The sequence below is a fragment of the Achromobacter sp. 10T422 genome (assembly GCF_056394065.1).
This window is the reverse complement of record NZ_JBFTHD010000007.1, coordinates 126765-152490: the sequence shown is the minus strand read 5'-3', so window position 1 is coordinate 152490 and position 25726 is coordinate 126765. Positions and strand designations below refer to the sequence as shown.

General features: G+C 58.6%; 25 protein-coding genes. 18 read left to right on the top strand and 7 right to left on the bottom strand.

Going from position 1 to position 25726, the window contains the following annotated elements:
• Positions 1-4: 4 nt before the first annotated feature.
• The 5 genes from AC1DB0_RS19885 to AC1DB0_RS19865 are packed head-to-tail and all read right to left on the bottom strand — an operon-like array spanning position 5 to position 4382.
• Positions 5-1096, bottom strand: a complete 1092-nt coding sequence (locus AC1DB0_RS19885) for a nickel/cobalt transporter (RefSeq protein ID WP_476757503.1) — start codon at positions 1094-1096, stop codon at positions 5-7.
• Positions 1087-1770: a DUF1007 family protein gene (locus tag AC1DB0_RS19880; protein WP_476757502.1), complete on the bottom strand. Its 684-nt coding sequence runs from the start codon at positions 1768-1770 to the stop codon at positions 1087-1089. Before AC1DB0_RS19880 ends, AC1DB0_RS19885 begins: the two co-directional genes overlap by 10 nt.
• A complete protein-coding gene (locus tag AC1DB0_RS19875) occupies positions 1731-2777 on the bottom strand; it encodes a metal ABC transporter substrate-binding protein (RefSeq protein ID WP_476757501.1) in 1047 nt (348 codons plus the stop codon). Before AC1DB0_RS19875 ends, AC1DB0_RS19880 begins: the two co-directional genes overlap by 40 nt.
• 19 nt (positions 2778-2796) lie before the next feature.
• Positions 2797-3663, bottom strand: coding sequence for a metal ABC transporter permease (locus tag AC1DB0_RS19870; RefSeq protein WP_054420754.1), 867 nt, complete (start codon positions 3661-3663; stop codon positions 2797-2799).
• Positions 3660-4382 carry a metal ABC transporter ATP-binding protein gene (locus AC1DB0_RS19865; RefSeq protein WP_054420755.1) on the bottom strand — a complete coding sequence of 241 codons (723 nt, stop codon included), beginning with the start codon at positions 4380-4382 and terminating at the stop codon, positions 3660-3662. The genes AC1DB0_RS19870 and AC1DB0_RS19865 overlap by 4 nt, the downstream gene beginning before the upstream one ends.
• A gap of 438 nt (positions 4383-4820) precedes the next feature.
• Between AC1DB0_RS19865 and AC1DB0_RS19860 the strand changes: the two genes are divergently transcribed.
• The 5 genes from AC1DB0_RS19860 (at position 4821) to hslU (ending at position 9488) form a co-directional block, all read left to right on the top strand.
• Entirely contained in the window at positions 4821-5324 is a 504-nt protein-coding gene (locus AC1DB0_RS19860; protein ID WP_054420757.1) for a Fur family transcriptional regulator, read from the top strand.
• Positions 5325-5687: 363 nt separating this feature from the next.
• Entirely contained in the window at positions 5688-6809 is a 1122-nt protein-coding gene (locus AC1DB0_RS19855) for a CobW family GTP-binding protein (protein WP_175170351.1), read from the top strand.
• A gap of 125 nt (positions 6810-6934) precedes the next feature.
• Entirely contained in the window at positions 6935-7399 is a 465-nt protein-coding gene (gene dksA, locus AC1DB0_RS19850) for an RNA polymerase-binding protein DksA (protein ID WP_006216410.1), read from the top strand.
• A gap of 132 nt (positions 7400-7531) precedes the next feature.
• Entirely contained in the window at positions 7532-8071 is a 540-nt protein-coding gene (hslV, locus tag AC1DB0_RS19845; RefSeq protein ID WP_006216412.1) for an ATP-dependent protease subunit HslV, read from the top strand.
• 82 nt (positions 8072-8153) lie between these two features.
• Positions 8154-9488 (top strand): ATP-dependent protease ATPase subunit HslU, encoded by a 1335-nt coding sequence (gene hslU, locus AC1DB0_RS19840; RefSeq protein WP_476757500.1) that lies wholly within the window; start codon positions 8154-8156, stop codon positions 9486-9488.
• 338 nt (positions 9489-9826) lie between these two features.
• On the opposite strand, the gene AC1DB0_RS19835 is transcribed toward hslU, so the two are convergent.
• Positions 9827-10132 carry a copper-binding protein gene (locus AC1DB0_RS19835; RefSeq protein WP_006216414.1) on the bottom strand — a complete coding sequence of 102 codons (306 nt, stop codon included), beginning with the start codon at positions 10130-10132 and terminating at the stop codon, positions 9827-9829.
• Positions 10133-10344: 212 nt separating this feature from the next.
• Between AC1DB0_RS19835 and AC1DB0_RS19830 the strand changes: the two genes are divergently transcribed.
• From AC1DB0_RS19830 to AC1DB0_RS19770, 13 genes are all read left to right on the top strand, one after another.
• Complete coding sequence (locus AC1DB0_RS19830) at positions 10345-10905, top strand: cob(I)yrinic acid a,c-diamide adenosyltransferase (protein WP_476757499.1); 561 nt, start codon at positions 10345-10347, stop codon at positions 10903-10905.
• Between the two features lie 177 nt (positions 10906-11082).
• The gene (gene rfbB, locus AC1DB0_RS19825; protein ID WP_476757498.1) at positions 11083-12144 is read left to right on the top strand and encodes a dTDP-glucose 4,6-dehydratase; all 1062 of its coding nucleotides are present in this window, start codon (positions 11083-11085) and stop codon (positions 12142-12144) included.
• A 144-nt stretch (positions 12145-12288) separates the two neighbouring features.
• Positions 12289-13212 (top strand): glycosyltransferase family 2 protein, encoded by a 924-nt coding sequence (locus tag AC1DB0_RS19820; RefSeq protein ID WP_476757497.1) that lies wholly within the window; start codon positions 12289-12291, stop codon positions 13210-13212.
• 8 nt (positions 13213-13220) lie between these two features.
• A complete protein-coding gene (gene rfbD, locus AC1DB0_RS19815; RefSeq protein ID WP_476757496.1) occupies positions 13221-14117 on the top strand; it encodes a dTDP-4-dehydrorhamnose reductase in 897 nt (298 codons plus the stop codon).
• Positions 14114-14995: a glucose-1-phosphate thymidylyltransferase RfbA gene (rfbA, locus tag AC1DB0_RS19810; RefSeq protein WP_476757495.1), complete on the top strand. Its 882-nt coding sequence runs from the start codon at positions 14114-14116 to the stop codon at positions 14993-14995. The genes rfbD and rfbA overlap by 4 nt, the downstream gene beginning before the upstream one ends.
• On the top strand, positions 14995-15540 hold the full coding sequence (gene rfbC / locus AC1DB0_RS19805) for a dTDP-4-dehydrorhamnose 3,5-epimerase (RefSeq protein WP_476757494.1): 546 nt from the start codon (positions 14995-14997) through the stop codon (positions 15538-15540). Before rfbA ends, rfbC begins: the two co-directional genes overlap by 1 nt.
• 89 nt (positions 15541-15629) lie before the next feature.
• Positions 15630-16997 (top strand): glycosyltransferase WbsX family protein, encoded by a 1368-nt coding sequence (locus AC1DB0_RS19800; protein WP_476757493.1) that lies wholly within the window; start codon positions 15630-15632, stop codon positions 16995-16997.
• 1 nt (position 16998) lies between these two features.
• The gene (locus AC1DB0_RS19795) at positions 16999-18729 is read left to right on the top strand and encodes a rhamnan synthesis F family protein (protein ID WP_476758723.1); all 1731 of its coding nucleotides are present in this window, start codon (positions 16999-17001) and stop codon (positions 18727-18729) included.
• Between the two features lie 81 nt (positions 18730-18810).
• Positions 18811-19611 (top strand): ABC transporter permease, encoded by an 801-nt coding sequence (locus AC1DB0_RS19790; RefSeq protein ID WP_476757491.1) that lies wholly within the window; start codon positions 18811-18813, stop codon positions 19609-19611.
• A 30-nt stretch (positions 19612-19641) separates the two neighbouring features.
• The gene (locus tag AC1DB0_RS19785; protein ID WP_476757490.1) at positions 19642-20385 is read left to right on the top strand and encodes an ABC transporter ATP-binding protein; all 744 of its coding nucleotides are present in this window, start codon (positions 19642-19644) and stop codon (positions 20383-20385) included.
• A gap of 119 nt (positions 20386-20504) precedes the next feature.
• Complete coding sequence (locus AC1DB0_RS19780; RefSeq protein ID WP_476758722.1) at positions 20505-21569, top strand: SAM-dependent methyltransferase; 1065 nt, start codon at positions 20505-20507, stop codon at positions 21567-21569.
• A gap of 86 nt (positions 21570-21655) precedes the next feature.
• Positions 21656-23419, top strand: coding sequence for a rhamnosyltransferase WsaF family glycosyltransferase (locus AC1DB0_RS19775; RefSeq protein ID WP_476757488.1), 1764 nt, complete (start codon positions 21656-21658; stop codon positions 23417-23419).
• Positions 23412-24587: a glycosyltransferase gene (locus tag AC1DB0_RS19770; protein ID WP_476757487.1), complete on the top strand. Its 1176-nt coding sequence runs from the start codon at positions 23412-23414 to the stop codon at positions 24585-24587. Before AC1DB0_RS19775 ends, AC1DB0_RS19770 begins: the two co-directional genes overlap by 8 nt.
• Positions 24588-24694: 107 nt before the next feature.
• On the opposite strand, the gene AC1DB0_RS19765 is transcribed toward AC1DB0_RS19770, so the two are convergent.
• Positions 24695-25726 carry a class II aldolase/adducin family protein gene (locus AC1DB0_RS19765; protein WP_476757486.1) on the bottom strand — a complete coding sequence of 344 codons (1032 nt, stop codon included), beginning with the start codon at positions 25724-25726 and terminating at the stop codon, positions 24695-24697.

The following is a 25726-nucleotide window of genomic DNA, read 5'->3' as shown; positions in this document are numbered from 1 at the left end:
GCGCCTAGCCGCCCCCGGCCACCATGCCGCCCAGCAGCATGACGCCCAACAACAGCACCGCCAACGCCGCCAGCGCCTCAACGCCATAACGCAAGCGCGCCGCGCCCGCGCTGGACAAGCGGTTGCCGATACGCGTGGCCGCGCCGCCCGCGGCCACCGCCAGACAAGCCAGCGCCGCCACCGTCAACCCGGTGCCCAGCCCCATCGCCAACGCCGACGCAACGCCCGCCAGAAAAAAGCCTTGCGACAAGGCGAACACCAGCACGATCAGCGCGCCACTGCACGGACGCAATCCCACCGCCAGAATGGCCGAGCCGGCGCGCCGCCAGTTCAAGGCGCCCGCCACCTGGTCAGGTGCGGGCACATGCGCATGGCCGCAACCGCAATCGTGATCGTGATCGTGATCGTGATCGTGTTGATCGTGGTGGTGGTGAACATGTGCATGCGGCGTGGGCGCATGCACGGCAATCGCACGCAACGCCGCGGCGCCCTTCAACGCCGGCTCTGCGGCGGGCGTCGCCGCAACCAGCTCACGCCGGCGGCGCAGCAACGGCCGAATCGCCTTGATCCACACCAGCCACGCACCCAGCAACGTCACCAATGCATAGGACGCCAGCTCCAGCCAACGCGTGGCCTGGTTCATCGTGGCGGCGGTGGCGTTGAACACCACCGCCAGCACCGCCACCATTGCAATCGCCACCAGCGCCTGGATCAGCGCGGACGCCAAGGCCAGCAGCGCACCGTTGCGCGCCGTCTGCCGGTTGGCCAGCACGTAGGAAGAGATCACCGCCTTGCCGTGCCCGGGTCCCAGCGCATGAAACACGCCATACGCGAATGACAGGCCGATCAAGGTCCACGCCGCGCCACCTTCCGCTTGCCAGGCACGCACCGCGCCCGTCAGCTGGCGATAGAAATGGCTTTGCCAGACCGACACTTGCCCGAAGAAGCTGGCCAGCCAGCCCGGGCCACCCATACCCGCGCTGCTTTCGGGCACGCCGAAAGGATGCGCGCCTTGCGCCGCCGCCGCGCCCATGCCGCTCAGCAGCAGCACAGCCGCCAGCCACAGCATCGCGGGATGACGCCGCGCTACGGGCATCGCACCTCGATGCGGTGCGTCAGCCCCTTGGTGATGGCAAAGAGTTCGTCCGGCAACGCGTCCGGGTCGGCCGGGATCGCGGCCAGTTGCTGCATGGTCTTCCAATCCAGTTCCTTGGGCTTGCGGTAGGCGGACGTGCACACGGCGGCCTCCGGGCCGCCCAGCGACACCGCACCCTTTTCATCAAAGGCGTACGCCACGAAATAGGTGGGATCGTAGATATCCACCTGCGCGCCGTCCGCGCCCGGCGCCACGGGCGTGGCCAAGGGCAAGGTGAACGACAGCGTCAAGCGCGTGGTCTTCGGATTCCAGTCAACACGCGCATCGCGCGGCGCGGCAAACGCGGCCATCTTGCCTTCGACCGTCACACGGGTGAAGTAATGCGAAATCGGTTCACCCAGCGCCGTCATCCAGTCGTTCGCCATGCCCTTGAGCGTATCGGCGGACAAGGAGCCGTCCTTGCTCTTCTTCAGGCCTTGCGTGGCGTAGGCGCCAAACATTTCATCAAACAGCCAGACCTGGCGCACGGCCGTGATGCGGTGCTGCGCATCGACGTCGATAACCGCGCGGGCGTCGATCCACATATGCGGGTGCGCGCTGGCGGCACCGGCCGCCAGCAGTGCCGTCGCGGCGGTCAGGGCTGCAAGGCCGCGGCGAGCTGACGTACGTTCCATTCAAACATTTCCAGATAGGTAGCGCCGGGCTGTCCGGGCTTGGACAGCGCATCGGAATAAAGCGTACCACCCACCTTGGCGCCGGTCTCGCGTGCAATCTGCTGCACCAGTTTCGGGCTGGTGATGTTCTCGATGAACACCGCCGGCACCTTGTCACGCTTGACCTGTTCGATGATGCGGGCGACTTCGCCGGCAGACGGTTCGGCGTCCGTCGACACGCCCATCGCCGAAATGAATGTCACCCCATACGCATCGCCGAAATACCCGAACGCGTCGTGGGAAGTCACGACCTTGCGGCGCTCGGCGGGAATGGCGCCGAACGTCTGTTTTGCACGGGCATCCAGCGCTTCAAGTTTGGCGATGTAGGCGGTGGCGCGCTGGCGGTACGCGTCGGCGTGCGCGGGGTCGGCAGCGGCCAGACCCTCGGCCACGTTGCGCGCGTAGATCACGCCGTTGGCCAACGATTGCCAGGCATGCGGGTCCGCGTCGCCGTGGTGATGATGGCCGTCTTGCTGACCGTCTTTGTGGCCGTCCTTGTGGCCGTCCTTGGGGCCGTCTTTGTGATCCTCTTTGTGATCATGATCATGATCGTGGCCGTGATCATGGTCATGCTCGTCGTGCTTGTCGCCATGCCCATCGCCCGCGAACTTGCGCGGCGTGATGCCTTGCGACGCCACCACGGTCTGGCCCGCAAAGCCCGATGCCTTCGTCAGCTTGGGCAGCCAGGTTTCAAACTCCAGCCCGTTCACGAACAGCACGCGCGCGGCGGACAGCTTCTTCGCGTCGCCCGGCGTGGGTTCGTATTCGTGCGCGTCGCCGTCCGGCCCCACCAGCGTCGTCAGGCTCACGTCGTTGCCTCCCACCTCGCGCACGATGTCGCCCAGGATGGAAAAACTGGCCACGGCCTTCAGCGGCTCGGCGGCATGCGACACGCCGAACACGGCCGACAGGCACACGCCAGCCATGGCCAGCAACGCGCGCCGGCGCAGCGGCAGATTGGAACGCATAACGAATCTCCTTGGGAAGTCAGGCCGGACGCATGCCGCGCCGGGCCCGCAGCAGCCCGCCTTGCGGGCCGCCAACGATGGAAAACAGATAGCAGACGCCGGCCGCCAGAATGATCGACGGCGAGGCCGGCACGTTGAAGTGATAGGACACAAGCAACCCGCTCGCGGACGCCAGCACGCCGAAACTGGCCGCCAGCGGAATCTGGCGAGCCGCCGACCGCACCCAGAACCGGGCGGCCGCGGCGGGCAGCATCATGATCCCGACGACCATCAAAGTGCCCAGCACCTGGAAGCCCGCCACCAGATTGACAACCACCAGCACCAGGAAGCCCATGTGCACCCACCCGCCCCCGCCGCCGCTTGCGCGCAAGAAGCCCGGGTCCAGGCATTCGGCGACCAGCAGCCGGTAGATGGCCGCCAGCACCACCAAGGTCACGCTTGCCGTGATGGTCACCAGCAGCAGCGACGCGTCATCCAGGCCCAGCACCGTGCCGAACAGCACATGCAACAGATCCATGTTCGAGCCGCGCAACGACACCAGCAGCACGCCCAGCCCCAGCGAGATCAAATAGAAGGCCGCGAAACTGGCGTCTTCACGCAGCGGCGTCAGCCGTGCGACCAAGCCTGCCAGCAGCGCGACCGCCAGGCCGGTGGCGATGCCGCCCAGCATCATCGCGCCCAGCGACAGGCCCGACAGCAGGAACCCCGCCGCCACCCCCGGCAAGATCGCGTGCGACATCGCGTCGCCCATCAGGCTCATGCGCCGAAGCACCAGAAACACGCCCAGCGGCGCGGCGCCCAGCGACAAGGCGCACGCGCCCGCCAGCGCGCGCCGCATGAAGCCGTAATCCAGAAAGGGCGAGACCACCCATTGCGCCAAGCTCATGCGTAAGCCCTCGCGTGCCATTGCCGCGCGGTCTTCAGATGCGCGTCGTTCAAGGTATCGGCCGTGCCGCCCCAGGCCACGACCGAGCCGGACAGCAACAGACAATCGGGGAAGTGATCGCGCACCAGATCCAGGTCGTGCAGCACGGCGATCACGGTGCGGCCCTGGCCGTGCAAGCCGCACAACAGGGCCATCAAGTCGTCGGCGGTATGGCTGTCGACCGCGGCGAAGGGTTCGTCCAGCAGCAGCACGGGCGCATCCTGCACCAGCATCCGCGCGAACAACGTGCGCTGCATCTGCCCGCCCGACAGCGTGTCCACGCCGCGCGCGGCGGCATCGGCAAGACCAACGGTTTCCAGCGCATCCATGCAGCGGTCGAGTTCATCGTTGCGATAGCGGCGCCATCCGCCCACGCGGCGCCACGCGCCCATGGCGACCAGGTCCAGCACCGAAACGGGAAACGACCGGTCCAGCTCCGCCGCCTGCGGCAGCCACGCCAGCTCCGACCGCCCCGCGCCGCTGATGCGCACGCTGCCGGTCATGGGGCGCAGCACACCCATGATGCCTTTGATCAAGGTGGACTTGCCCGCCCCGTTGGGCCCCACCACGGCCGTCATTCCACCGGCGGCGAAGCGCCCCGACACCGACTTCAGTGCGGGGTGACCGTGCCAGCCGAACGAGGCGTCCGACAGTTCAATCGTGACTGGCGACGCGCTCATCGCGGCCACCAGTCCAAGGCCCAGCCGGTCAGCGCCCACAGCGTAGCGGCCGCCACCAGGGCAAAAGCCATGCGGCGCCAGGCGGAAACCAGAAAAGCGGAACGGGGCGCGGTGTGACGAGGCGCCGTGCAGCGAGGCGGGGTGCTTTGCCGGGAAGCGGCGCCGGGCCGCGCAGGCAGAAGCGAGAAATGAGACATGGAAAACGTAACGACGAAAGGCGAGGGACGAAGGGGGGAAGACAAGAAACCAAGATCGAAGACGAAGGCCGAAACCCGAAGGAATGCGACGGCGCCGACGCTCGGAATCGCAGTTTTAATATGTTATATCATAACTAATTGTGCTTGAATCTGCCGTCCTCGCCCGCATACCCATGTTTTCTGCTACCTTCCAGGCATCTCGCGCGCGTCGCGCGCGTCTTCCATTCAGATAAAGCCCGCCATGCCCGCTCCGCCCCGTTCCCCCCGCAGCGACACCGTCGGCGCCCAGCTCAGCGTCGCCGAGACGTTGTGCGAACAGCGCGGACGCCGCCTGACGCCCATCCGCCGCAAGGTGCTTGAGCTGCTGCTGCGCCACGGGCGCAGCCTGAAGGCCTATGAATTGCTGGACGCCATGCGCGAAGTGCACCCCGGCGCCGCGCCCCCCACCGTGTACCGCGCGCTGGACTTCCTGATGGACGAAGGCCTGATCCACCGCCTGGACGCCGTCAACGCCTGGAGCGCCTGTCACGACGCAGGCGGCGCACCGCACGATCTGCTGGTGGTCTGCACCGGCTGCGGCGCCGTGGCCGAAGTGTCCGACCCCGCCATGAGCCGCCAATTGGCCGAACGCGTCGCCCAAACGGGTTACGCCCTGGCCACGCACGAAACCGAAATTCGCGCGTTGTGTCCCCAATGCCAGCAGAAGCAACCCGCTGACGCCGGCCATCAGCACCATCATCACTAAGTCCTGATCCGCCGGACGGGTGTGTCCGCCGGCGCATCATCCGGATTTCAAAACCGTCATTCCATCGCCGTCATGCGCCCGCCTGACCCCGCCGCATGACGCTCTTGAAATCCGGCAGACCGCCCCAAAATAGTGATATCGCCCGATACTTGACGGCGTACAGCCGCGATCCGGACGGCTATGGCCCCTGGGTTGACCCGGGGTTTGCCCCCTGCCCCCGACTGTGCTGTAATCCTGCGTCCGGCCGCTATTGGCGGCCTTCGCAGCCTGTGGCAAACCTCATCCTGCACGGGAAAATCCCCTGTCAGGCCTGTGGGTTGAATGCCTAGACTTCAGCCTTGACCTCACGCTAGCAGCTTCGCCATGAACACCCCGCGCAGTTTGGACAAAATGGTTCCCGTCACCATCCTCACCGGCTTTCTCGGTGCGGGCAAGACCACCCTGCTCAAACGCATCCTGACCGAATTCCACGGCCGCCGCGTTGCGGTCATCGAAAACGAATTCGGACCGGAAAGCATCGACAACGACCTGCTCGTGCAAGACAGCGATGAAGAAATCATCGAACTGTCCAACGGTTGCGTCTGCTGCACGGTGCGTGGCGACCTGATGCGCACCCTGTCCGAGCTGCGCGTCAAGCGCGAAGCTGGCGAACTGAATTTCGAACGCGTCATTCTTGAGACGACCGGCATGGCCAACCCTGGCCCCGTCTGCCAGACGTTCTTCATGGATGACGACATCGCCGAGTACTACCGCCTGGATGCGGTGGTGACCGTGGTCGACGCCAAGCACGGCATGTCCACGCTCGACGAACAGCCTGAAGCCCAGAAGCAAGTCGGTTTCGCCGACCGCATCCTGATCTCCAAGCGCGATCTGGTCAACGAAGCTGACTACGAAGCGCTGCGCCACCGCCTGGTTCACATGAACCCGCGCGCGCCGATCACGCCGGTCAATTTCGGCGAAGTCGACCTGAAGTCGATCATCGACATCAGCGGCTTCAACCTGAATTCCATTTTGGACATCGACCCGGAATTCCTGGCCGATGAACACCCCGACGCCGCCCACTCGCACGAGCATGGGCACGACCACGGACACGATCACGGCCATGGCCACGATCACGACCATGATCACGACGGCGATTGCGGGGCGCATTGCAATCATGCCCACCATCACCACCACCAGCACGACGACGAAATTGGCGCGTTCGTGTTCCGTTCCAACAAGCCGTTCGATCCCGCGCGTCTTGAGGAATTCCTGGGCGGCGTGGTTCAGGTCTATGGCCCCGACCTGATGCGCTACAAGGGCATCCTGTACATGAAGGGCATCAACCGCCGCATGTTGTTCCAGGGTGTGCACATGATGATGGGCGCCGAACCCGGCAAGCCGTGGACCGCGGCCGAAAAACCGTCCACCAAGATGGTGTTCATTGGACGTAAGCTGCCCCAGGAGATTTTCACCCGGGGCTTGGAGCAGTGCCTGGCGGGGTAATCCCCCTTCCTGACGTGACGCGATGCGACGAAGGCAGTACTGTGAGGTACGAATAGCGTAAGCAACCAGCAACACGACCGGGAAAGGACGCCCGCGCCAGGATCGATTCATAGTGGAGTGTTTTCATGGCTACCAAGGCAGCAACCAAAAAATCAAGCAAGTCGACGAGCGATACGGCGATTGATCTGCCCAGCGAGAAGGAATTGCTGGCCATGCCCGAGTCCGACTATATGAACGAACGCCAATTGGCTTTCTTCAAGGAACGGCTCAAACAACTCGAACAGGACATCCTGGCCAACGCCGGCGAGACCACTGAGCACCTGCGCGAAACGCAGTTCGTGCCCGATCCCGCCGACCGCGCCACCATCGAGGAAGAACACGCCCTGGAGCTGCGCACCCGTGACCGCGAGCGCAAGCTGCTGAAAAAGGTGCAACAGTCCATCGCCCGCATCGACAGCGGCGAATACGGCTGGTGTGAAGAAACCGGCGAACCGATTGGCGTACCCCGCCTGTTGGCCCGCCCCACGGCCACCCTGTCGCTTGAAGCGCAGGAACGCCGTGAAATGCGCCAAAAGCTGTACGGCGACTGATCCGTCCCGTTATTCGCGCCATGCCCTGAAAGGCTATGCTGGTTTCCAGCATGGCCTTTTTTACTTGCGGTCACCCGCCCGCTTGATTTCCCTGGATCTGCCCCCAGCTAGTCCTTTCAAAGGAAGGAACGCATGGAACAATTTCACGCCACCACCATCGTGTGTGTGCGCCGCGGCAACCGCGTCGCGCTCGGAGGCGATGGCCAGGTCACCCTGGGCAACATCGTCGTCAAGGGCACGGCCCGCAAAATCCGCCGCCTGTACCACGACAAGATCCTGGCCGGTTTCGCCGGCGCCACCGCCGACGCATTCACGTTGCAGGAACGCTTCGAAGCCAAACTTGAAAAGCATCAGGGCAACCTGATGCGCGCTGCGGTTGAACTCACCCGCGACTGGCGCACCGACCGCGTCCTGCGCCGCCTGGAAGCCATGCTGATCGTGGCCGACACCGAGCACACGCTGGTGCTCACCGGCAACGGCGACGTCCTGGAACCCGAACACGGCCTGGCCGCCATTGGCTCCGGCGGCGCGTATGCCCAGTCAGCCGCGCTGGCGCTGTTGCGCAACACCGAGCTGTCGCCCGAGGCCGTCGTCAAGCAATCGCTGGAAATCGCCGGCGACCTCTGCATCTACACCAATCAGAACCACGTCATCGAAACGCTGGGCGACTGACGCCCGCCACGCGGCACGCGGGGCACGCCCCTCGCGCCGCGGCCGCTTCCCCAGCCCGCTCTAGCTTCAAGGATTCGCCCTCATGTCCGCATCCAACATGACGCCCGGAGAGATCGTCTCCGAACTCGACAAATACATCGTCGGCCAGAACCGCGCCAAGCGCGCGGTGGCGGTCGCCCTGCGCAACCGCTGGCGCCGCCAGCAGGTCGCGGAACCGCTGCGCCACGAAATCCACCCCAAGAACATCCTGATGATCGGCCCCACCGGCGTGGGCAAGACCGAAATCGCCCGCCGCCTGGCCAAGCTGGCCAACGCGCCCTTCATCAAGATCGAAGCCACCAAGTTCACGGAAGTGGGCTATGTGGGCCGCGACGTCGACACCATCATCCGCGACCTGACCGAATACTCGATCAAGCAAACGCGTGAACTGGAAATGCGCCGCGTGCGCACCCAGGCTGAAGACGCCGCCGAAGACCGCATCCTGGACGCCCTGGTCCCGCCCGCCCGCAGCGCCTCTGGCGAACCGGAACGTGGCGAAGACAACAGCGCCCGCCAGACCTTCCGCAAGCGCCTGCGCGAAGGCAAGATCGACGATCTGGAAATTGAGATCGAAATCGCCCAAGCCGCGCCGCAAATGGACGTCATGACGCCCCCCGGCATGGAAGAAATGGCCGAGCAGCTGCGCGGCATGTTCGCCGGCATGGCTCGCGACAAGAAGAAATCCAAGAAGATGAAGGTGCGTGAAGCCTTCAAACTGATCGTCGACGAAGAAGCCGCCAAACGCGTCAACGAAGAAGACCTGCGCACCGTCGCGATCAACAACGTTGAACAGAACGGCATCGTCTTCCTGGACGAAATCGACAAGATCGCGGCCCGCCAGGAATCGGGCGGCGCCGACGTGTCGCGCCAAGGCGTGCAACGCGACCTGCTGCCGCTGGTTGAAGGCACGACGGTCAACACGCGCTACGGCATGGTCCGCACGGACCACATCCTGTTCATCGCGTCGGGCGCCTTCCACCTGGCCCGCCCGTCGGACCTGATCCCGGAACTGCAGGGCCGCTTCCCGATTCGCGTCGAACTGGAATCGCTGACCGCCGAAGACTTCGTGCGCATCCTGTCCGACACGGACGCGTCGCTGACCAAGCAGTACACCGCCTTGATGGCCACCGAAGACGTGCAGCTGGAATTCACGGATGAAGGCGTGCGCCGCCTGGCCGAACTGGCCTACGACGTCAACGAAACCACCGAGAACATCGGTGCCCGCCGCCTGTACACGGTGATGGAGAAGCTGCTGGACGAGTTGTCGTTCGACGCCACCTCCAGCCAGGCCAAGCACGTCACCATCGACGCGGCCTACGTCAATTCGCAATTGGCCGAAGCCGCCAGCAGCCAGGATCTGGCCCGCTACGTGCTGTAAGCCGGGATGGGCACGGGGCCGGGTCTTACGATTCAATCAGCCCCGACCCTGCATCGGCAAAAAGCCGCTTGCCGCGTGATTGCGGTAAGCGGCTTTTTTATGGGAGCGGGGTCAGGTCGCGGTCTTCAGGTCGTCGATGTGTAGGTCGTCGATGTTTAGGTCGTCGTTTTTAGGTCGTCGCTTTTAGGTCGCCGTTCTCAGGTCGCCGTTCTCAGGTCGCCGTTCTCAGGTCGCCGTTTTCAGGTCGCCGTTCTCAGGTCGCCGTTTTCAGGTCGCCGTTTTCAGGTCGTAATCTTCAGACCGATATCTTCAGGACCGCGAGCCCCAATTTGTGATCTTCAGTTCGTGATCGCCGTCACCACGTACTTGCCATCCTTGCGCGTCGCGGTGAAGCGCACCTTGTCGCCCGCCTTGATCTTGGCCAGCAAGGCCGGATCGGCGTCGTACACCAGCGTCATGGCCGGCAGGTCCAGCGCCTTGATCTCATCGTGCTTGATCGTCACCTTGCCCGCAGCAGGGTCCACGCGCCGCACTTCCCCGCTGGCGTCGGCCTGCTGCGCAAACGCCAGCGGCGTCGCCAGCGACACAACGGCCATCGCGGTCGCGACAGCCATGGGCATTGCATATTTGCGGTCAAAAGCCATACAGGCATCCTCCATTGACAGCGAAAGCCAAAGAGCCGGAACACACCGCCCTTCCCGCTTTCCACAATGCTAGGATACCGCCGTTATGAAACAGTTCCTGCGGCAGAACGCAACAATCCTGACGGTTGATTGCGAACCGGCCCCCTCTCTCCTGGGCGCCCGCTTACCGCTGGACGCAACCCCCCACATTTATCCAATTCAGGACGTTTCCCATGGCCAACCGCTTATCTGTCATTGCCACCCGCACGGGAGACGACGGCACCACCGGGCTGGGGGACGGATCACGCACTCCCAAGGACGCGCCGCGCATCGCTGCGTTGGGTGATGTGGATGAGCTGAACAGCGTCATCGGCGTGCTGCTGGCGGAACCGCTGCCGCCCGAGATCTCGATTGATCTGATGGCGATCCAGCACGACCTGTTCGACATGGGCGCGGAACTCTGCATCCCGGGGCATACCGCCGTCAGCGACGACCAGGTCGCGCGTCTGGATGCGCGCCTGGCGCATTACAACGGGTCGCTGACGCCCTTGCGCGAGTTCATCCTGCCCGGCGGCACGCGGGCCGCGGCGCAGGCGCATGTTGCGCGGACGGTTTGCCGAAGAGCCGAACGGGCCGTGGTGGCGTTAGCGGGAGTTGAAACGGTGAACCCGCCGGTGCGGCAATATTTGAACCGGCTGTCGGATCTGATGTTTGTGTTGGCGAGATGTATAAATAGTGCTGCGGGCACCGGCGATGTGTTCTGGGCTAGCCCGAACGCGCGTAAGGCCACGTAACTCGTGAGATGAATTGCAAGGGCTCCGAGCGGCAGCGTATGGCAGCAAGTCTTGTAACGTACTTATTTCACACCACAGTTTGTTGCATTTATTAGGTCGTGCTAAAGCACTTGCGGCATAATTGCGGGTTAATCAGCGGGTTTGCGTGCACGCTCAACGCTCAAGGACTATATAAGAATGAGTATTATTGTTACCGGCGGGGCAGGGTTTATCGGCTCCAATTTTGTACTCGACTGGTTCCAGGAAAGCAGCGAACCCGTCGTGACATTGGATAAGCTCACCTACGCGGGCAATCCCGAAAACTTGGCGTCGTTGAAAGACAACCCCGCCCATCAGCTCGTCCGGGGCGACATCGGTGACTTTGATCTCGTCAGCCGCCTGCTTGCCGAGCACAAGCCGCGCGCCGTCCTCAACTTCGCCGCCGAGTCGCATGTGGACCGCTCGATCCACGGCCCGGGCGAATTCATCCAGACCAACATCGTCGGCACCTTCCACCTGCTGGAAGCCGTGCGTGCGTATTGGAGCGCGCTGCCGGACGATGAACGCGCCGCGTTCCGCTTCCTGCATGTCTCCACCGACGAAGTCTATGGTTCCCTGGAAAAGGACGACCCTGCCTTCAGCGAGACCAACCGCTACGAACCCAACAGCCCTTACTCGGCCAGCAAAGCCGCCAGCGACCACTTGGTGCGTGCGTATCACCATACGTACGGCCTGCCGGTGTTGACGACCAATTGCTCGAATAACTACGGGCCGTATCACTTCCCTGAGAAGCTGATTCCGCTGGTTATCCACAACGCGCTGGCCGGCAAGCCGCTGCCAATCTACGGCAATGGGCAACAGATTCGAGACTGGCTGTACGTGAAGGACCATTGCTCGGCGATTCGCCGCGTGCTGGCCGACGGTCAACTCGGCGAAACGTACAACGTGGGCGGCTGGAACGAAAAGGCCAACCTGGATGTGGTCCACACGCTTTGCGCGCTGCTTGACGAACTCAGCCCCCGGGCGGATGGCCAGCCGTACAAGAACCAGATAACGTTCGTAAAGGATCGCCCCGGCCACGATCAGCGTTATGCCATCGACGCTTCACGCCTGGAGCGCGAGCTGGGCTGGAAGCCTGCTGAGACGTTCGATACCGGCATCCGCAAGACGGTGCAGTGGTACCTGCAAAATCAGGAATGGGTCGCAAATATCACCAGTGGTGCGTATCGCGATTGGGTTACCACTCAATACAGCGCCTGAACCATCGCGACGCGTTCCCCGCCAAGATCTCGTATTGTCGGCAGCTACCCTAGACTATTCCGGGCCCCAAGAACCCAGAAAACAACCGCGACCACCTCGAGTTTCCGTTTTGCCAAATAGCCGAGTATCTATGCAGGTAGCCCAGTGAGCCAGCAAGTTGCCATCCTCCTTTGCACATATCAGGGCGAAAAGTACCTGGCTGCGCAACTGGACTCGTTTGCAGCGCAGACTTACCCGTGTTGGAAACTCTGGGTATCAGATGACGGCTCGACCGATGCGACTCTGGATCAGTTGAGGGCTTTTTCCCAGCTCCACAAGCCCGGGCAAGTCACGCTGCAAGCCGGACCTCGCAAGGGATTCGTCAAGAATTTCATGTCGTTGATCTGCGAGCCCGCTTTGCACGCGGACTATTACGCCTTGTCTGATCAAGACGATATTTGGCACCCCAACAAGCTGGAACGTGCCGTAAAGTGGCTGCGGGAAGTGCCAGAAGAACAGCCCGCGCTGTACTGTACCCGGACCGAACTAATCAACGGGGCGGGCCAACCCATCGGCTTCTCACCATTGTTTAATCGCCCACCAGCATTTGCCAATGCACTCATGCAAAACGTTGCAGGCGGGAATACCATGGTGATGAACAATGCCGCCCGCGACCTGTTGGTCGAGGCAGGTGCAGACATAGACGTCGTCGCCCACGATTGGTGGATTTATATCGTTGTAAGCGCCTGTGGCGGTCGTGTCCATTACGACAGTGAGCCTTCGCTGCGCTATCGCCAGCATGGAGATAACCTGATTGGCGCCAATGCCGGCCTAAGCGCGCGCCTGCTACGGATCAAAATGCTATTCCAAGGACACTTAAAAACCTGGACCAACCAGCATATTCAAGCGCTTTCGCCCTTGCTACCCAAACTGACGCCCGACAATCGTCGCATGTACGACCGCTTTATCTCGGCGCGCCAACGGAGCCTGTTTCCAAGGGTAGTGGGCATTAAACGTTCCGGGGTTTATCGTCAGACCTTGCTGGGCAATCTCGGATTATTGGCCGCCGCGTTGACTAATCGAATTTGAGAACTATTATGAAAATCCTGCTACTCGGCAAAGATGGGCAAGTCGGACACGAATTAAAGCGCACACTGTTGCCGCTGGGCGACGTGCATGCCTTCGGCCGCCAAGGCGCCAATCTGGAAAATGTGGAAACGTTGCGCCAATTGCTCGTTCGCCAAGCGCCGGACATGATCGTGAATGCCGCCGCCTATACCGCAGTGGACAAGGCCGAAACCAATCAAGACGTCGCCCGGACAGTGAATGCCGACGCCGTTGCGGAAATCGCGCGGTACGCAAAGGAAAATGACGCCCTGTTTGTGCATTACTCCACCGATTACGTGTTCGATGGCAGCAAAAATGCTCCTTACGACATCGACGACCAGACAAATCCGCAAAGCGTGTATGGTGCGACGAAACTGGCGGGCGAGGCAGCAATTGCCGCCAGCGGCTGCAAGGCGCTCATCCTGCGTACGAGCTGGGTGTTCTCGGCCCATGGCGGAAATTTCATCAAAACGATCTTGCGCCTTGCCAAAGAGAGAGATGCCTTGAGTATCGTGGCTGACCAACATGGTGCACCGACATCGGCCGAATTGATCGCAGACGTCACCGCCCTGGCTATTGCCGGCTACCAGCAAGGCACACTCGCCACTGGCATCTACCACGTGACTGCCGCCGGCCACACTACATGGCATGGCTTGGCGACACATGTCGTCGCGCGCGCTCGCCGCAATGGCTTGGCCCTCAAAGTCGAGCCTGACAATATCACTGCCATTACGACCGAGCAGTACCCGGTGCCCGCGACCCGACCGAAAAATTCTCGTTTGAATACGATCGCCCTGACCGCTCCGCTCAAGCTACAACTGCCGGACTGGACGGTGCATGTTGACCGCACGGTCGATCAAATTACGTCATTGGAACTTTCCGCATGAAACGCAAAGGCATTATCCTGGCCGGCGGCTCCGGCACCCGACTGCATCCCGCCACGCTCGCGATCAGCAAGCAATTGCTACCGGTCTTTGATAAGCCGATGATCTACTACCCGTTGAGCACGCTGATGCTCTCGGACATTCAAGACATCCTGATCATCTCGACCCCGCAAGATACGCCGCGGTTCCAGCAACTGCTTGGTGACGGTTCGCAATGGGGTTTGAACCTTCAATATGCAGTGCAGCCCTCTCCCGATGGCTTGGCACAGGCATTCCTGATCGGTGAATCCTTCCTCGGCAATGATCTGTCTGCGCTCGTGCTGGGCGACAACATTTTCTATGGCCACGACTTCCATCAGCTTCTGGCCAACGCCAATGCACGTGTCGAGGGTGCCAGCGTGTTTGCTTATCACGTCCATGATCCCGAACGTTATGGCGTGGCAGAATTCGACGAAAAGGGCAAGGTCCTTTCGTTGGAAGAAAAGCCAAGCAAGCCGAAATCCAACTACGCGGTCACCGGGCTGTACTTTTACGACGAAAATGTTGTCGAGATCGCCAAGCAGATCAAGCCTTCGCCGCGCGGCGAACTGGAAATCACCGATTTGAACCGCGTCTATCTGGAGCAGAGCAAGTTGGGCGTCGAGATCATGGGCCGGGGCTATGCCTGGCTGGACACCGGCACCCACGAGTCCCTGCTCGAGGCCAGTCAATTCATTTCGACCTTGGAAAACCGCCAAGGATTGAAAGTTGCTTGTCCGGAAGAAATCGCATTCCGCAACCAGTGGATCACTCCAGAGCAACTGGAGACCTTGGCGGCGCCGCTGGCCAAGAACGGATACGGCAAGTATCTGCAGCGTCTGCTTGTCGAAAAGGTGTACTGATGAAAGCATCTCCTCTTGCAATCCCTGAGGTCATCCTGTTCGAACCCAAGGTTTTTGGAGACGATCGCGGGTTCTTCTTTGAAAGCTTTAATCACCGGGTATTCGAAGACGCCATACAACGCGAAGTGCAGTTTGTGCAAGACAACCACTCGCGCTCCAGCAAAGGCGTATTGAGAGGTTTGCACTATCAAATTCAGCAGCCGCAGGGCAAGTTGGTACGTGTTGTCCAAGGCGAAGTCTTCGACGTAGCCGTAGACCTGCGTAAGTCCTCTCCCCATTTTGGTAAATGGGTTGGAGCATTGCTTAGTGCAGAGAACAAGCACCAGCTATGGGTTCCTGAAGGATTTGGCCATGGCTTCGTCGTGCTGTCCGACACCGCCGAATTTCTCTACAAAACGACTGACTACTACGCGCCCGCGCACGAGCGTTGCATTGCCTGGAACGATTCAAAGTTGGCGATCAATTGGGGCATTACTGGAGAACCAACGGTTTCTGCAAAAGATGCGTTGGGGAAGCCATTCCAGGAAGCCGACCACTTTGAATGAGGCGGCGCTGAAGGCTGCCAACGACTGACCCTTGACCGCAGGACTTAACCGCCTCCCAATCGACCGCATATGGTTTTCTCATATCATTCATGAAAAGCAATACCAAACCGAACGATGCCGCCTCGTTCCACGCTCTTTCCGGTCATCGGGGTGCCGCTGGGACCGACGCCGACGGCTACACGCCAGACTCGTCGAAGCTCATCGCATTCTATCTACCCCAATATCACCGGGTTGAAGAGAATTCACTCTGGTGGGGGCCGGGCTTTACGGAATGGACGAACGTGGCGGGCGGGAAGCCGAATTTCGAGGGGCATTATCAGCCACACATACCTCGCGATCTGGGCTTCTACGACTTGGAGCGCGTCGAAACAATGCGTGAACAAAGCGCACTGGCGCGCGAATACGGCGTTCACGGGTTCTGCTTTTATTACTATTGGTTCAGCGGACGGCGCATTCTTGAACGCCCGCTCAATAACTTTCTCTCGTCCGACATCGACATGTCGTTCTGCCTGTGTTGGGCCAATGAAAACTGGACTCGGACGTGGGACGGTGATACCAAAAGCGTATTGCTCGAACAAAAGTACGCCGAAGGGGATGAAGAGCGCTTTATCCGAGACATCTATCCATTTCTTGCTGACCCACGCTACATACGCGTGGACGGCAAACCATTGCTGGTCGTTTACCGCATCAAAGAATTGCCAGACCCTGCGCTATCGATCCGCAAATGGCGTCGAGAGGCTGAACGGCTGGGGTTGCCCGGTCTACACGTGTCGGTGGTGGATTTCTACGACATTAGTGATCCACGAGAAGTCGGCGCCGATGCGATGGTCGAATTCCCCCCGCACAAATTCAATGGCCCGCAGAATCGCCCAGAGTCAACGCCCGCCATGTCCAACCCCAACTTCCAAGGTGGCTTGATCGACTATCCGCGGGTGATCGCCCAAAGTATGTTGCGCACACAGCCCCCATTCACGCTTTATCGGGGGATCATCCCCAGTTGGGACAACACCGCACGTAGACAGGACACGGGCACCATCATTGTCAACGCTACGCCAGCATTTTTCGGCACCTGGCTCAAGTACCTGCGCACTTACACCCGAGCGACTCGCCCCGATGCTTCCGATCCATTTATCTTTGTGAACGCATGGAACGAATGGGGCGAAGGTTGCCACCTTGAGCCAGACCTCAAGTGGGGCTTGGGCTATCTGGACGAAGTCGCCCGCACTTCGTATGTATCCGCACGAGCCCCTATCTCGCTTGAACAAGCAAGGGACTCCGCGTTCCAGCAGGTGGCCAAGCTGGCTTCCCAAGACGGCACCAAGATTACGGCGGACCTCAGCAAGCACAAGCCCATGAATTCCCGGGTTCAGCGCGTCGCTCACGCCTTACGCAAGGTGCCTGTGTTGCATACGATTGCGCGCAAGCTGTATCGCGCGGCCCACGCACTTTTGCATTGATATGTCTCGCACTGCTGCCGTTGTTGCCCATTTCGATCCGGACAACCTGCTCGATTCGACATTTCGTGCAGTCCTGGACGATCTTGAAGCGAGGTGCGATGCCGTCATTCTTGTCACGACCAGTGAGCTCGCGCGAGAGTACATTCCGACGAGCCCAAAGATCAGAACGATTGTTCGGCCAAACATCGGCTACGACTTCTACAGCTATCGTGTGGGTATTGCCGCCCTCTTGGAGCAAGGGGGTAGCGATCGCCTGTTGCTGCTCAATTCAAGCTACCTGATTACCGACCTTACACAGTATCGGCAAGCAGTGACAAACATGCTGCACCGGCTGGACCAAGCCGATGTCGTTGCCGTTACTCAGTCCAGCCAATGGCAATGGCACCTGCAATCCTATCTACTCGCGCTAAGCGGCGAGGTGCTTCTCAGTCCATGGTTCCAGGGTTGGCTTTCCACGTTATCGCCACGCAACTCCAAGATCGAGACAATCCTGTCTGGTGAGCTGGGATTGTCAGCTGCTTTCATGGCCAATCGGGCGAAGGTAGAGCCTCTTTTTCGTCCGACGACTCTGGAGCGCTGGCGGGCAATGGCAGTCTGGGGATACAAGCGCCTTACCCTCAGGACTCTGCCCCATCTAATGCGCCCGTCGTTCTGGCGTACGCTTGGACAGTTCAATCCCACGCATTTCCAAGCGAGAGCTCTGGCGCGGCAGGCGGGGCTGATCAAAACCGAACTCGTCAGAAACAACCCTCATCGGTTGAGCTTGGCATGGTTGCCCAAGGTGTGTTCGCCGCACGAGTTGGAAGCCATTCAACAGTTGGTTGAGCGCTCCCGCGTCCATTACCGATTCAAACGTGGCAACCTGACGACGTTGGAAACCACCACAGACCCATTGCCGTGGCAGCGTATCATCCACTCGGGCCCAGTTGGCCAATCCGGTGTTCGGGTTGCCGTGGTCGTGCATATCTTCTATCCCGAATTGGCGAAAGAAATCTATGCCCTGATCCGGAATATCGTCGAACCTTTCGACTTGATCATCACGACGCCACACGAAGGAGCAGTAGCCAGCCTCATAGACCTATTCTCAGATCTCGCCGCCAGCGTAACGGTTTCGCTTTCGGAGAATCGAGGCCGTGACGTCGGGCCGTTTCTGGCAGTCCATCGTAGCGGATTGCTTGAAAACTACGATGCTGTCTTAAAGCTGCACTCCAAGAAAAGTACCTACAGTGATCGGGGGCAAGATTGGCAACAAAGTCTGTTTTCTCAACTTTGTCGCGATTCTCGAACCGTAAACCAAAGCATCGCCTTGCTCCGTACTGGGCGAGTTGGCATGGTTGGGCCGCATGACTACTATCTGAGCCACCCACACTACTGGGGGGCCAATCAGACGGTCGTTCATAGGTTGGCACAGAGTCTGACCACCGTTCGGCTGCAGGACAAAGACGTACCGCTGGGTTTCTTTGCCGGAACCATGTTCTGGTTCGCTCCGAAAGCCATCGCCGCTCTACACGATATTCCGGTAGCGCTACTGGATTTCGAGCCTGAGAACGGCAAGCAAGATGGTACTCTGGCCCACGCGCTGGAACGACTGTTCGGCCTGCTGCCTCGATTCAGCGGCTACAACGTAACCAGCCTGGCGCTGGCGGGACGAGATTTCAATGAGGTCACTACGCTTGGCAATACGGTTCCAGTGCTGATGAAGCCGCCGGAACTGGCGGTCAAGAGAGATTGATCCCACGTAACGGAGCTGCCGTGGCAACACATATCCGGCGCTCTTGCTTTTCAACGATTAATTATTGATAGACCCTTCTTCATGTCCAAACAAACCGCGGCTGACGCCGTGCAAGACATTACGTCAGCCCTCAAACGCTATTCTCTGATCGGTACATTGGGCTGGCAGGATGTGCGTCAGCGCTACCGCCGCTCGTCGTTAGGCGCCTTCTGGCTCACCATCAGCATGGGGGTCATGATCGCGACGATCGGTATCGTCTTCGGGCAGATCTTCAAATCACCCATGGATGAGTTCCTGCCATTTCTTTCGGCGGGTTTAATCCTGTGGGGCTTCATTTCGACCGTCATTACCGAAGGGTGTAGCGGATTCATTGCTGGAGAGGCTGTCATCAAGCAATTGCCGATCCCCCTGACCGTGCATGTTTTCCGCGTGCTGTGGCGCAATCTCATCATCCTTGCGCACAACGTCGTGATCTTTCCGTTGGTGCTGATCGCCGTCCAAAAGGCGCCAACGTGGGACGTGCTCATGGCTATCCCTGGGTTACTACTTTTGCTGCTGAATCTGAGTTGGATTGCCATCTTTCTCGGCGTGATCTGTACACGCTACCGCGACATCCCGCAGATAATTTCAAGCTTTCTGCAAGTCGTGTTCTACCTCACCCCGATCATGTGGCTTCCTAGCCTACTGCCTTCGCGTGCGGGCACCTACATGCTGGACCTGAACCCTTTCTATCATTTCATTCAGATCGTCCGCGCGCCATTGCTGGATCAAGAACCTTCATCGGAAAACTGGCTGGTGTCGATTGGCATCGCCATCATCGGCTGGCTCCTGACCCTCGCGCTGTTCGGCCGATACCGTCGTCGTATCGCCTATTGGCTTTAAGGCACTTCGCCCCTACAAGATAGACAGACTATGGCTTCCATCATTTTCGACAAGGTTTGCGTCGATTTTCCAATCTATAACGCGAGCGCACGATCACTCAAAAAAAGGCTCTTCCAAGTGGCAACTGGCGGCCAAATCAGCGCCGACGCTAGTGGGCGAGTCACCATACGTGCAATAGAAGACCTTACGCTGACCATCAAGGATGGGGAGCGAGTCGGCCTGCTCGGGCACAACGGAGCCGGCAAGAGTACGCTCTTGCGGTTGCTGAGTGGCGTGTATGAACCGTCCATCGGCCGAGCCGAAATCAAGGGTGAGATCGGCTCGCTGATCGACGTCAGCTTTGGGATTGATCCAGAGGCCAGCGGACGCGAAAATATTTACCTGCGAGGGGCCCTGCTCGGACTCACACGATCAGAGATCAAATCAAAGCTAGACGAGATAATTGATTTCTCCGAGCTTGGAGACTTCATCGATATGCCTGTCCGAACCTATTCCTCGGGTATGCATTTACGCCTGGCTTTCTCGGTTTCAACCATCATTCGCCCTGAAATTCTGTTGATGGACGAGTGGCTATCGGTCGGCGATGAGGGCTTTCGGGTTCGGGCAGAAGCGCGGATGAACGAGCTGGTTGAGTCTACACATATCCTGATCATCGCTAGCCATTCACGCGAACTAATTTTGGAAACATGCAACCGTGTCATCTGGCTTGAACACGGCAAGATAAAAATGGACGGCCCACCGGACATAGTGACCCAGGCATATTTCGGTCACTGAAAGTAATTTCAGCTCAAATAAGTCTGCCAGATTGCCCCGGTTTTGAAAAACTCCGATATCTACACATCATCACGCGTGGATTTTCGTTTGAGGGGTATCGCCCCTCGCAAGGTAGGCAAATGTCGCAAGAAGCTTTAAAAAAGCTCTACCAAACCCATGTCGGAAAAGTATCCGACAAATGGGAAATCTATTTAGAAGAGTATGGGCGCATCCTCGATAAGTATCGTGACGAACCTGTACTCCTTCTCGAAATTGGAATTCAAAATGGCGGATCCCTGGAGATTTGGAGCAGCTACTTCGGCAACGCGAAACAAATAATCGGTTGCGACATCAATCCTGATTGCCTCAAATTATCTTACTCTAATCCATGCATTACGGTGATAGTAGGAGACGCAAATGCCCCAGCAACACACGCCTCTATTATCAGTGAATCCTCCGAGTTCGACGTCATCATTGAAGATGGATCCCATCTCTCCGGCGATATCATAAAGTCGTTCTGTCTGTACTTTCCTTCCATTGTGCAGGGCGGGACTTTCATAGCTGAGGATCTTCACTGTAGCTATTGGTCTGCTTTCGACGGCGGCTTGTACCATCCCTACTCATCCATCTCCTTCTTCAAGCTTTTGGCTGATGCCATCAATTTCGAGCATTGGGGGATAGATGCCCCGGATCGCAAGAGCGTTCTCGCTGGCATCTTGGCTCATTACGGCTGTGATATCTCTGCGGAAGCATTGGCCGAAGTGCGATCGGTGGAGTTCATAAATTCAATCTGCGTTGTACGCAAGCATCCGGCTGCCAGCAACTCTCTCGGCCGCCGTATCGTCGCTGGTCAGCAGGAACTAGTTGTCCAAGGCCACGCCGCCCTGCATGGCACGGAGTTTCGTAAGCATGATGTGCCTGTGCAATTGGACAACCCATGGGCAACTCGCCTATTGCCTCCGGCCGAGACCATATTGCAAACTGAACTGGCGCTGCAGGCCTCGGAAGAGACGATCTCGCAACAAGCGGAAACGCTCGCACGTCGCGACGACGAAATTGAGCGTCTTCAAGAAACGCTGGCTACGGCTCAAGCAAGAATCGCTACTGCAGAAACTGCAATGGCGGCATTGGAACAGTCGAAAAGTTGGAGATACACCGCGCCGATGCGTTGGCTGATCGACAAAGCCAAGCAATTTTCAAGATAGATTATGGGTATGGAGCGCGTCCCTACAGCACGCGCTGCCAATCTTAAGCCATTCCTCCGTATATTCAGGTCATCAGCACAGAAATAATGTCAAAGAACTCTGATCCCTCGACGCCCATCATTCCTCAATTCCAAGCTGCTGCCAGTGACTCCAGCGCGACGAAACACACGGAAGACAATACCCCTGCATTTGCCGAGGGTACGGCTACGGAAAACGCGTGGTACCGCCGCGAGCTTGAGGCTGCATATCTGCGTTGCGCGGAACTTCACGAGCAGCTGCTGGAGTCCCGCAACCAATCACCCATCGCCATGGCAGCACCTGCACCCGGCATATCGGCGATCGCTGTGCAAATGGCACGTCGCGTGTACCATCGCGCGCGTGCTCATAAGAAACTTAGACGGGACATCAAATTAATCGTTCAGTCGCCGTTGTTCGATCCTAAAGCGTATGCCGCCATGTACCTGCCGGGAGCTAGTGCCCACGCCGCTGCAACGCATTACGCCCAACACTGGCGCGAAGGGTTACAGCCGGGAAAGGACTTCGACTCGGCCCAATATCTTGCGGATCATCCGGACGTGGCTGCCGCAAATTTGAACCCTCTAGTTCATTTTGAATTGGCTGGCCGGCGTGAACGCAGAAAAATATCCAGACTGGGCGAAGTAGCATCTCCGGTCGTGACTGTATCGTTCGAACAGGTATTGGATGCTCGTTTGGCCCACTTGGGACCGTTACGGATCAAAGATGACCCTTCTCGTGGGCTGCGCATCAACGTAGTTACCGACAGCATCGGGCCTGCCTCTTTGTTTGGAGGCGTCGCGACCGCGCTGGTTTTCGCGGCGACTTTGGCGCAGCAAAAAGGAGCTCAGCTTCGACTGATCACCCGAAATGGTGAGGGTAGCTCAGAGGTGGTAAACCGCCTTCTTAAGCTCAATCAGGTCGAGTTTTCGGGTGAACTGACCATGATCGAGTCCGCACCCACCAGCGGTTACTACGTACCCGTACGCCACTCCGACGATGTTTTCATCACAACGTCCTGGTGGACGACGTGCGGCCTGCGTAAGTCTATCGCTGCAGAGCAGATCATCTATCTACTGCAAGAGGACGAGCGGATGTTCTATGGCTATGGCGACGAGCGCCTTCGGTGCGAGGAAGTCATTAGCGATGACGGTATCGTATGTGTACTGAATACGAGATTACTGGAACGACACCTAACCCAAGGCCCTAATTCGATACCTGGTCTGGCGGGCAGGTCCACCCATTTTGAACCAGCGTTTCCAAGCATGAATCCGGCCCTTGAGCCAAAGACCAATGCAAAGCGGCGCTTCTTCTTCTACGGACGCCCTAACAATCTTCGCAATCTCTATCTGCGAGGGCTTGAAGTCATTACACAGGCGCTGCTCAGGGGCATCCTCGATCCGCAAGACTGGGAATTCCATTTTGCCGGCAAGGATCTTCCCAACGGAACGCTACCCGGAAATCCCGACATCTACTTTCACCAGCAGATGGAATGGTCGGAATATTCCGCGTTGCTACAGACCATTGACATAGGCCTGACATTGATGGACACCCCACACCCAAGTTATCCCCCCCTCGATCTGGCCTGCTCGGGTGCAATTGCGGTTACCAATGCATCGGGCATCAAGACTGACCTTTCCGGATATTCGAAAAATATAATCTGCACGGCCCCTACCGTCGAGGCACTGTTGGGGGGTATCGTTCAAGCAATGAATATCGATCACGATCAGCGACGTGAAAACATGCGAACCGCGAACATTCAACGCAATTGGAATAGCTCACTCGCACACCCTATCGAATTTCTGACCAAACGAATTCGCGCACTCCATGTTTAGTCTGCTACAAGTCAAACCCTACGCCTATCGCGACCCTTGGGATCTTTCCCTGGCTGATCGAGTACGCATGTTTTATGCGAAGAGTACACGTGCGATATATATCTACGAAGGACGCGACAACAGTACGTTTCGTTATCGCGTCTTCAATATGGTTGAATGCGTCAATGCATCGACTGAAAGCGACATCTCAGCCACCTGGTTCTATAAGGATGAGCTGGATGACGCCATGCGTTTGATTCCCGACTGCAGCACGCTGGTCATCTGCCGTACACGTCATTCTCCAAAAATGGTTCAGCTCGTCAGATTGGCCAACATGCACGGCGTGCGCGTCTTGTTTGACGTTGATGATCTTGTGTTCGACACACAGAAGCTGCCCGTACTTATTGACACTATTGGCGAATACCGCGAAGACGACTCGCTGAACTATTGGTATGCATATGTGTCGCGTCAAGCAGAGATGCTGCGGCTTTGTGATGGCGCTATCGTGACCAATCAATACCTCGCTGATCGCCTGCAAGACACATTCCCAGACAAGATCCCCAGAATCATTCCGAACTTTCTCAATCAAATCCAACAAGTCTATTCTGAAGAGATATTTCACACCAAAGAGCAATCCAGATTTTGCTCACTCAAGCCGGTATCCATAGGATACTTCAGCGGTTCTCCCAGCCATCGCCGCGACTTCGCTCTGGCGGCACCGGCGATTGCGGAGATTTTCAAGCGCGACGACAACGTACGTCTGACTCTTGTCGGATACATTCAGCCCGGCGAACATCTCGAGACATTTCGCGATAGGATAGATTATCATCCTATGCAAGATTATGTGAATCTACAACGGCTGATCGGAAGCGTTGACATCAATATCGTCCCGTTGTTGAATAACGAATTTACAAACTGCAAATCCGAACTCAAGTACTTTGAGGCTGCGATCGTTGGCACAGCTACTGTAGCCACGCCCACTTATACATACGCTCGTGCAATTGCAGACGATAAAACCGGCCACCTTGCCAACGCAGGTCAATGGACGGAAAAAATCCGCAAGATGATTGCGATGATAGGTTCCGACCGATACATCGACCTCGCACGAACCGCATTTAGAGAAGTAAAACAGAATTATGGCTGGAACGTGCACGCCAAAGAAATAATAAGCGCACTGACCGATAAATAACCCATTTTGAGCAATGCGAAAAGATCGCCACCATTTGCATCGGATGCGGCGATCCTCATTCTCCAGATGCGAGGCACCCGATATTGCCCGACAGAATCACTAGTCAATTATTTTGCGTTCTCGATGCGATACCGTTCTGCATCCCAGTCAAGCAGGCCTGCAATATCGGCCACAGTCAGGGTACATGTCTGAGCTTCGGCCGACAGACGCACGATAACGTCGTGATAGCATCGTAACTGCTCGTGTGCGGCCTGATTGAATTTTTGCCCGACAAATATTCCGACACCCTGGATGAAAATCGGATATTCCCTGCCCTCCTCAATCGAAGGTCCGAACCCGCTAGCTGGTGGACGATCGTATACCAATGCCCTAGGCCCTAGAAACACGACGTGATCCGGGTACAGGGCCCACGACTGAGTAAGCCTGCGATAGGAGTCCTCGTCAAAGACAAGTCGCTCCAATTCGCTGTCCCGCAGTCTTCTATAACCGTTTCCTAGCTCCTGCAAGCCACGTTGAGCTACGGCGACGGGGCCGGCCCTGGTTTCCCTGACTGGCGACCGCAACCTCGAAGTCAACAGTTCCAGCAACGCGCTAACTTCTTCCGTGGTCTCCCCACCTACCACGACACCATGATTTCGAAGAAATACAACGCTGATATTGCGAGACTCGCCCAAACGCTGAGCAACGGCCGTAGCCAAGGGCGCTCCGGGTTTGTAATAGTCAACCAGAACCCATTCTCGAAAATCCCCCAGAAGTTCCTGAAGTCGCGTTTCGCAGTCGACGCTGACAAGATGTACCAATGCTTCGATGGCATGAACATGCGCGACAATTCGCTGGGGCATCAAGGCGTGCAACATCGTTTCAATGGACGGTCGCAAGCTGGAATTCCGCGCCAAGCGTGGCGCTGCATCGAACTCGTTTTGCGCAATGGCGGCCCTGAGCTCAGTCAGATCTGCTGGTACAAAGATATCTTTCGTGCTAGCGTCGGCCAGCCAGGTCCCCGACGCCTTTACCCATAATTCGTCGTCGTATTTGTAGGAAACATTTCCTCCCGCTCCTTGTACCAGCAGTGGGTCTTTCCCTATCGCGCTGCAAAACGCCAAAATAGCCGCATGAAGGTCGGAACGAGTTGTATACAT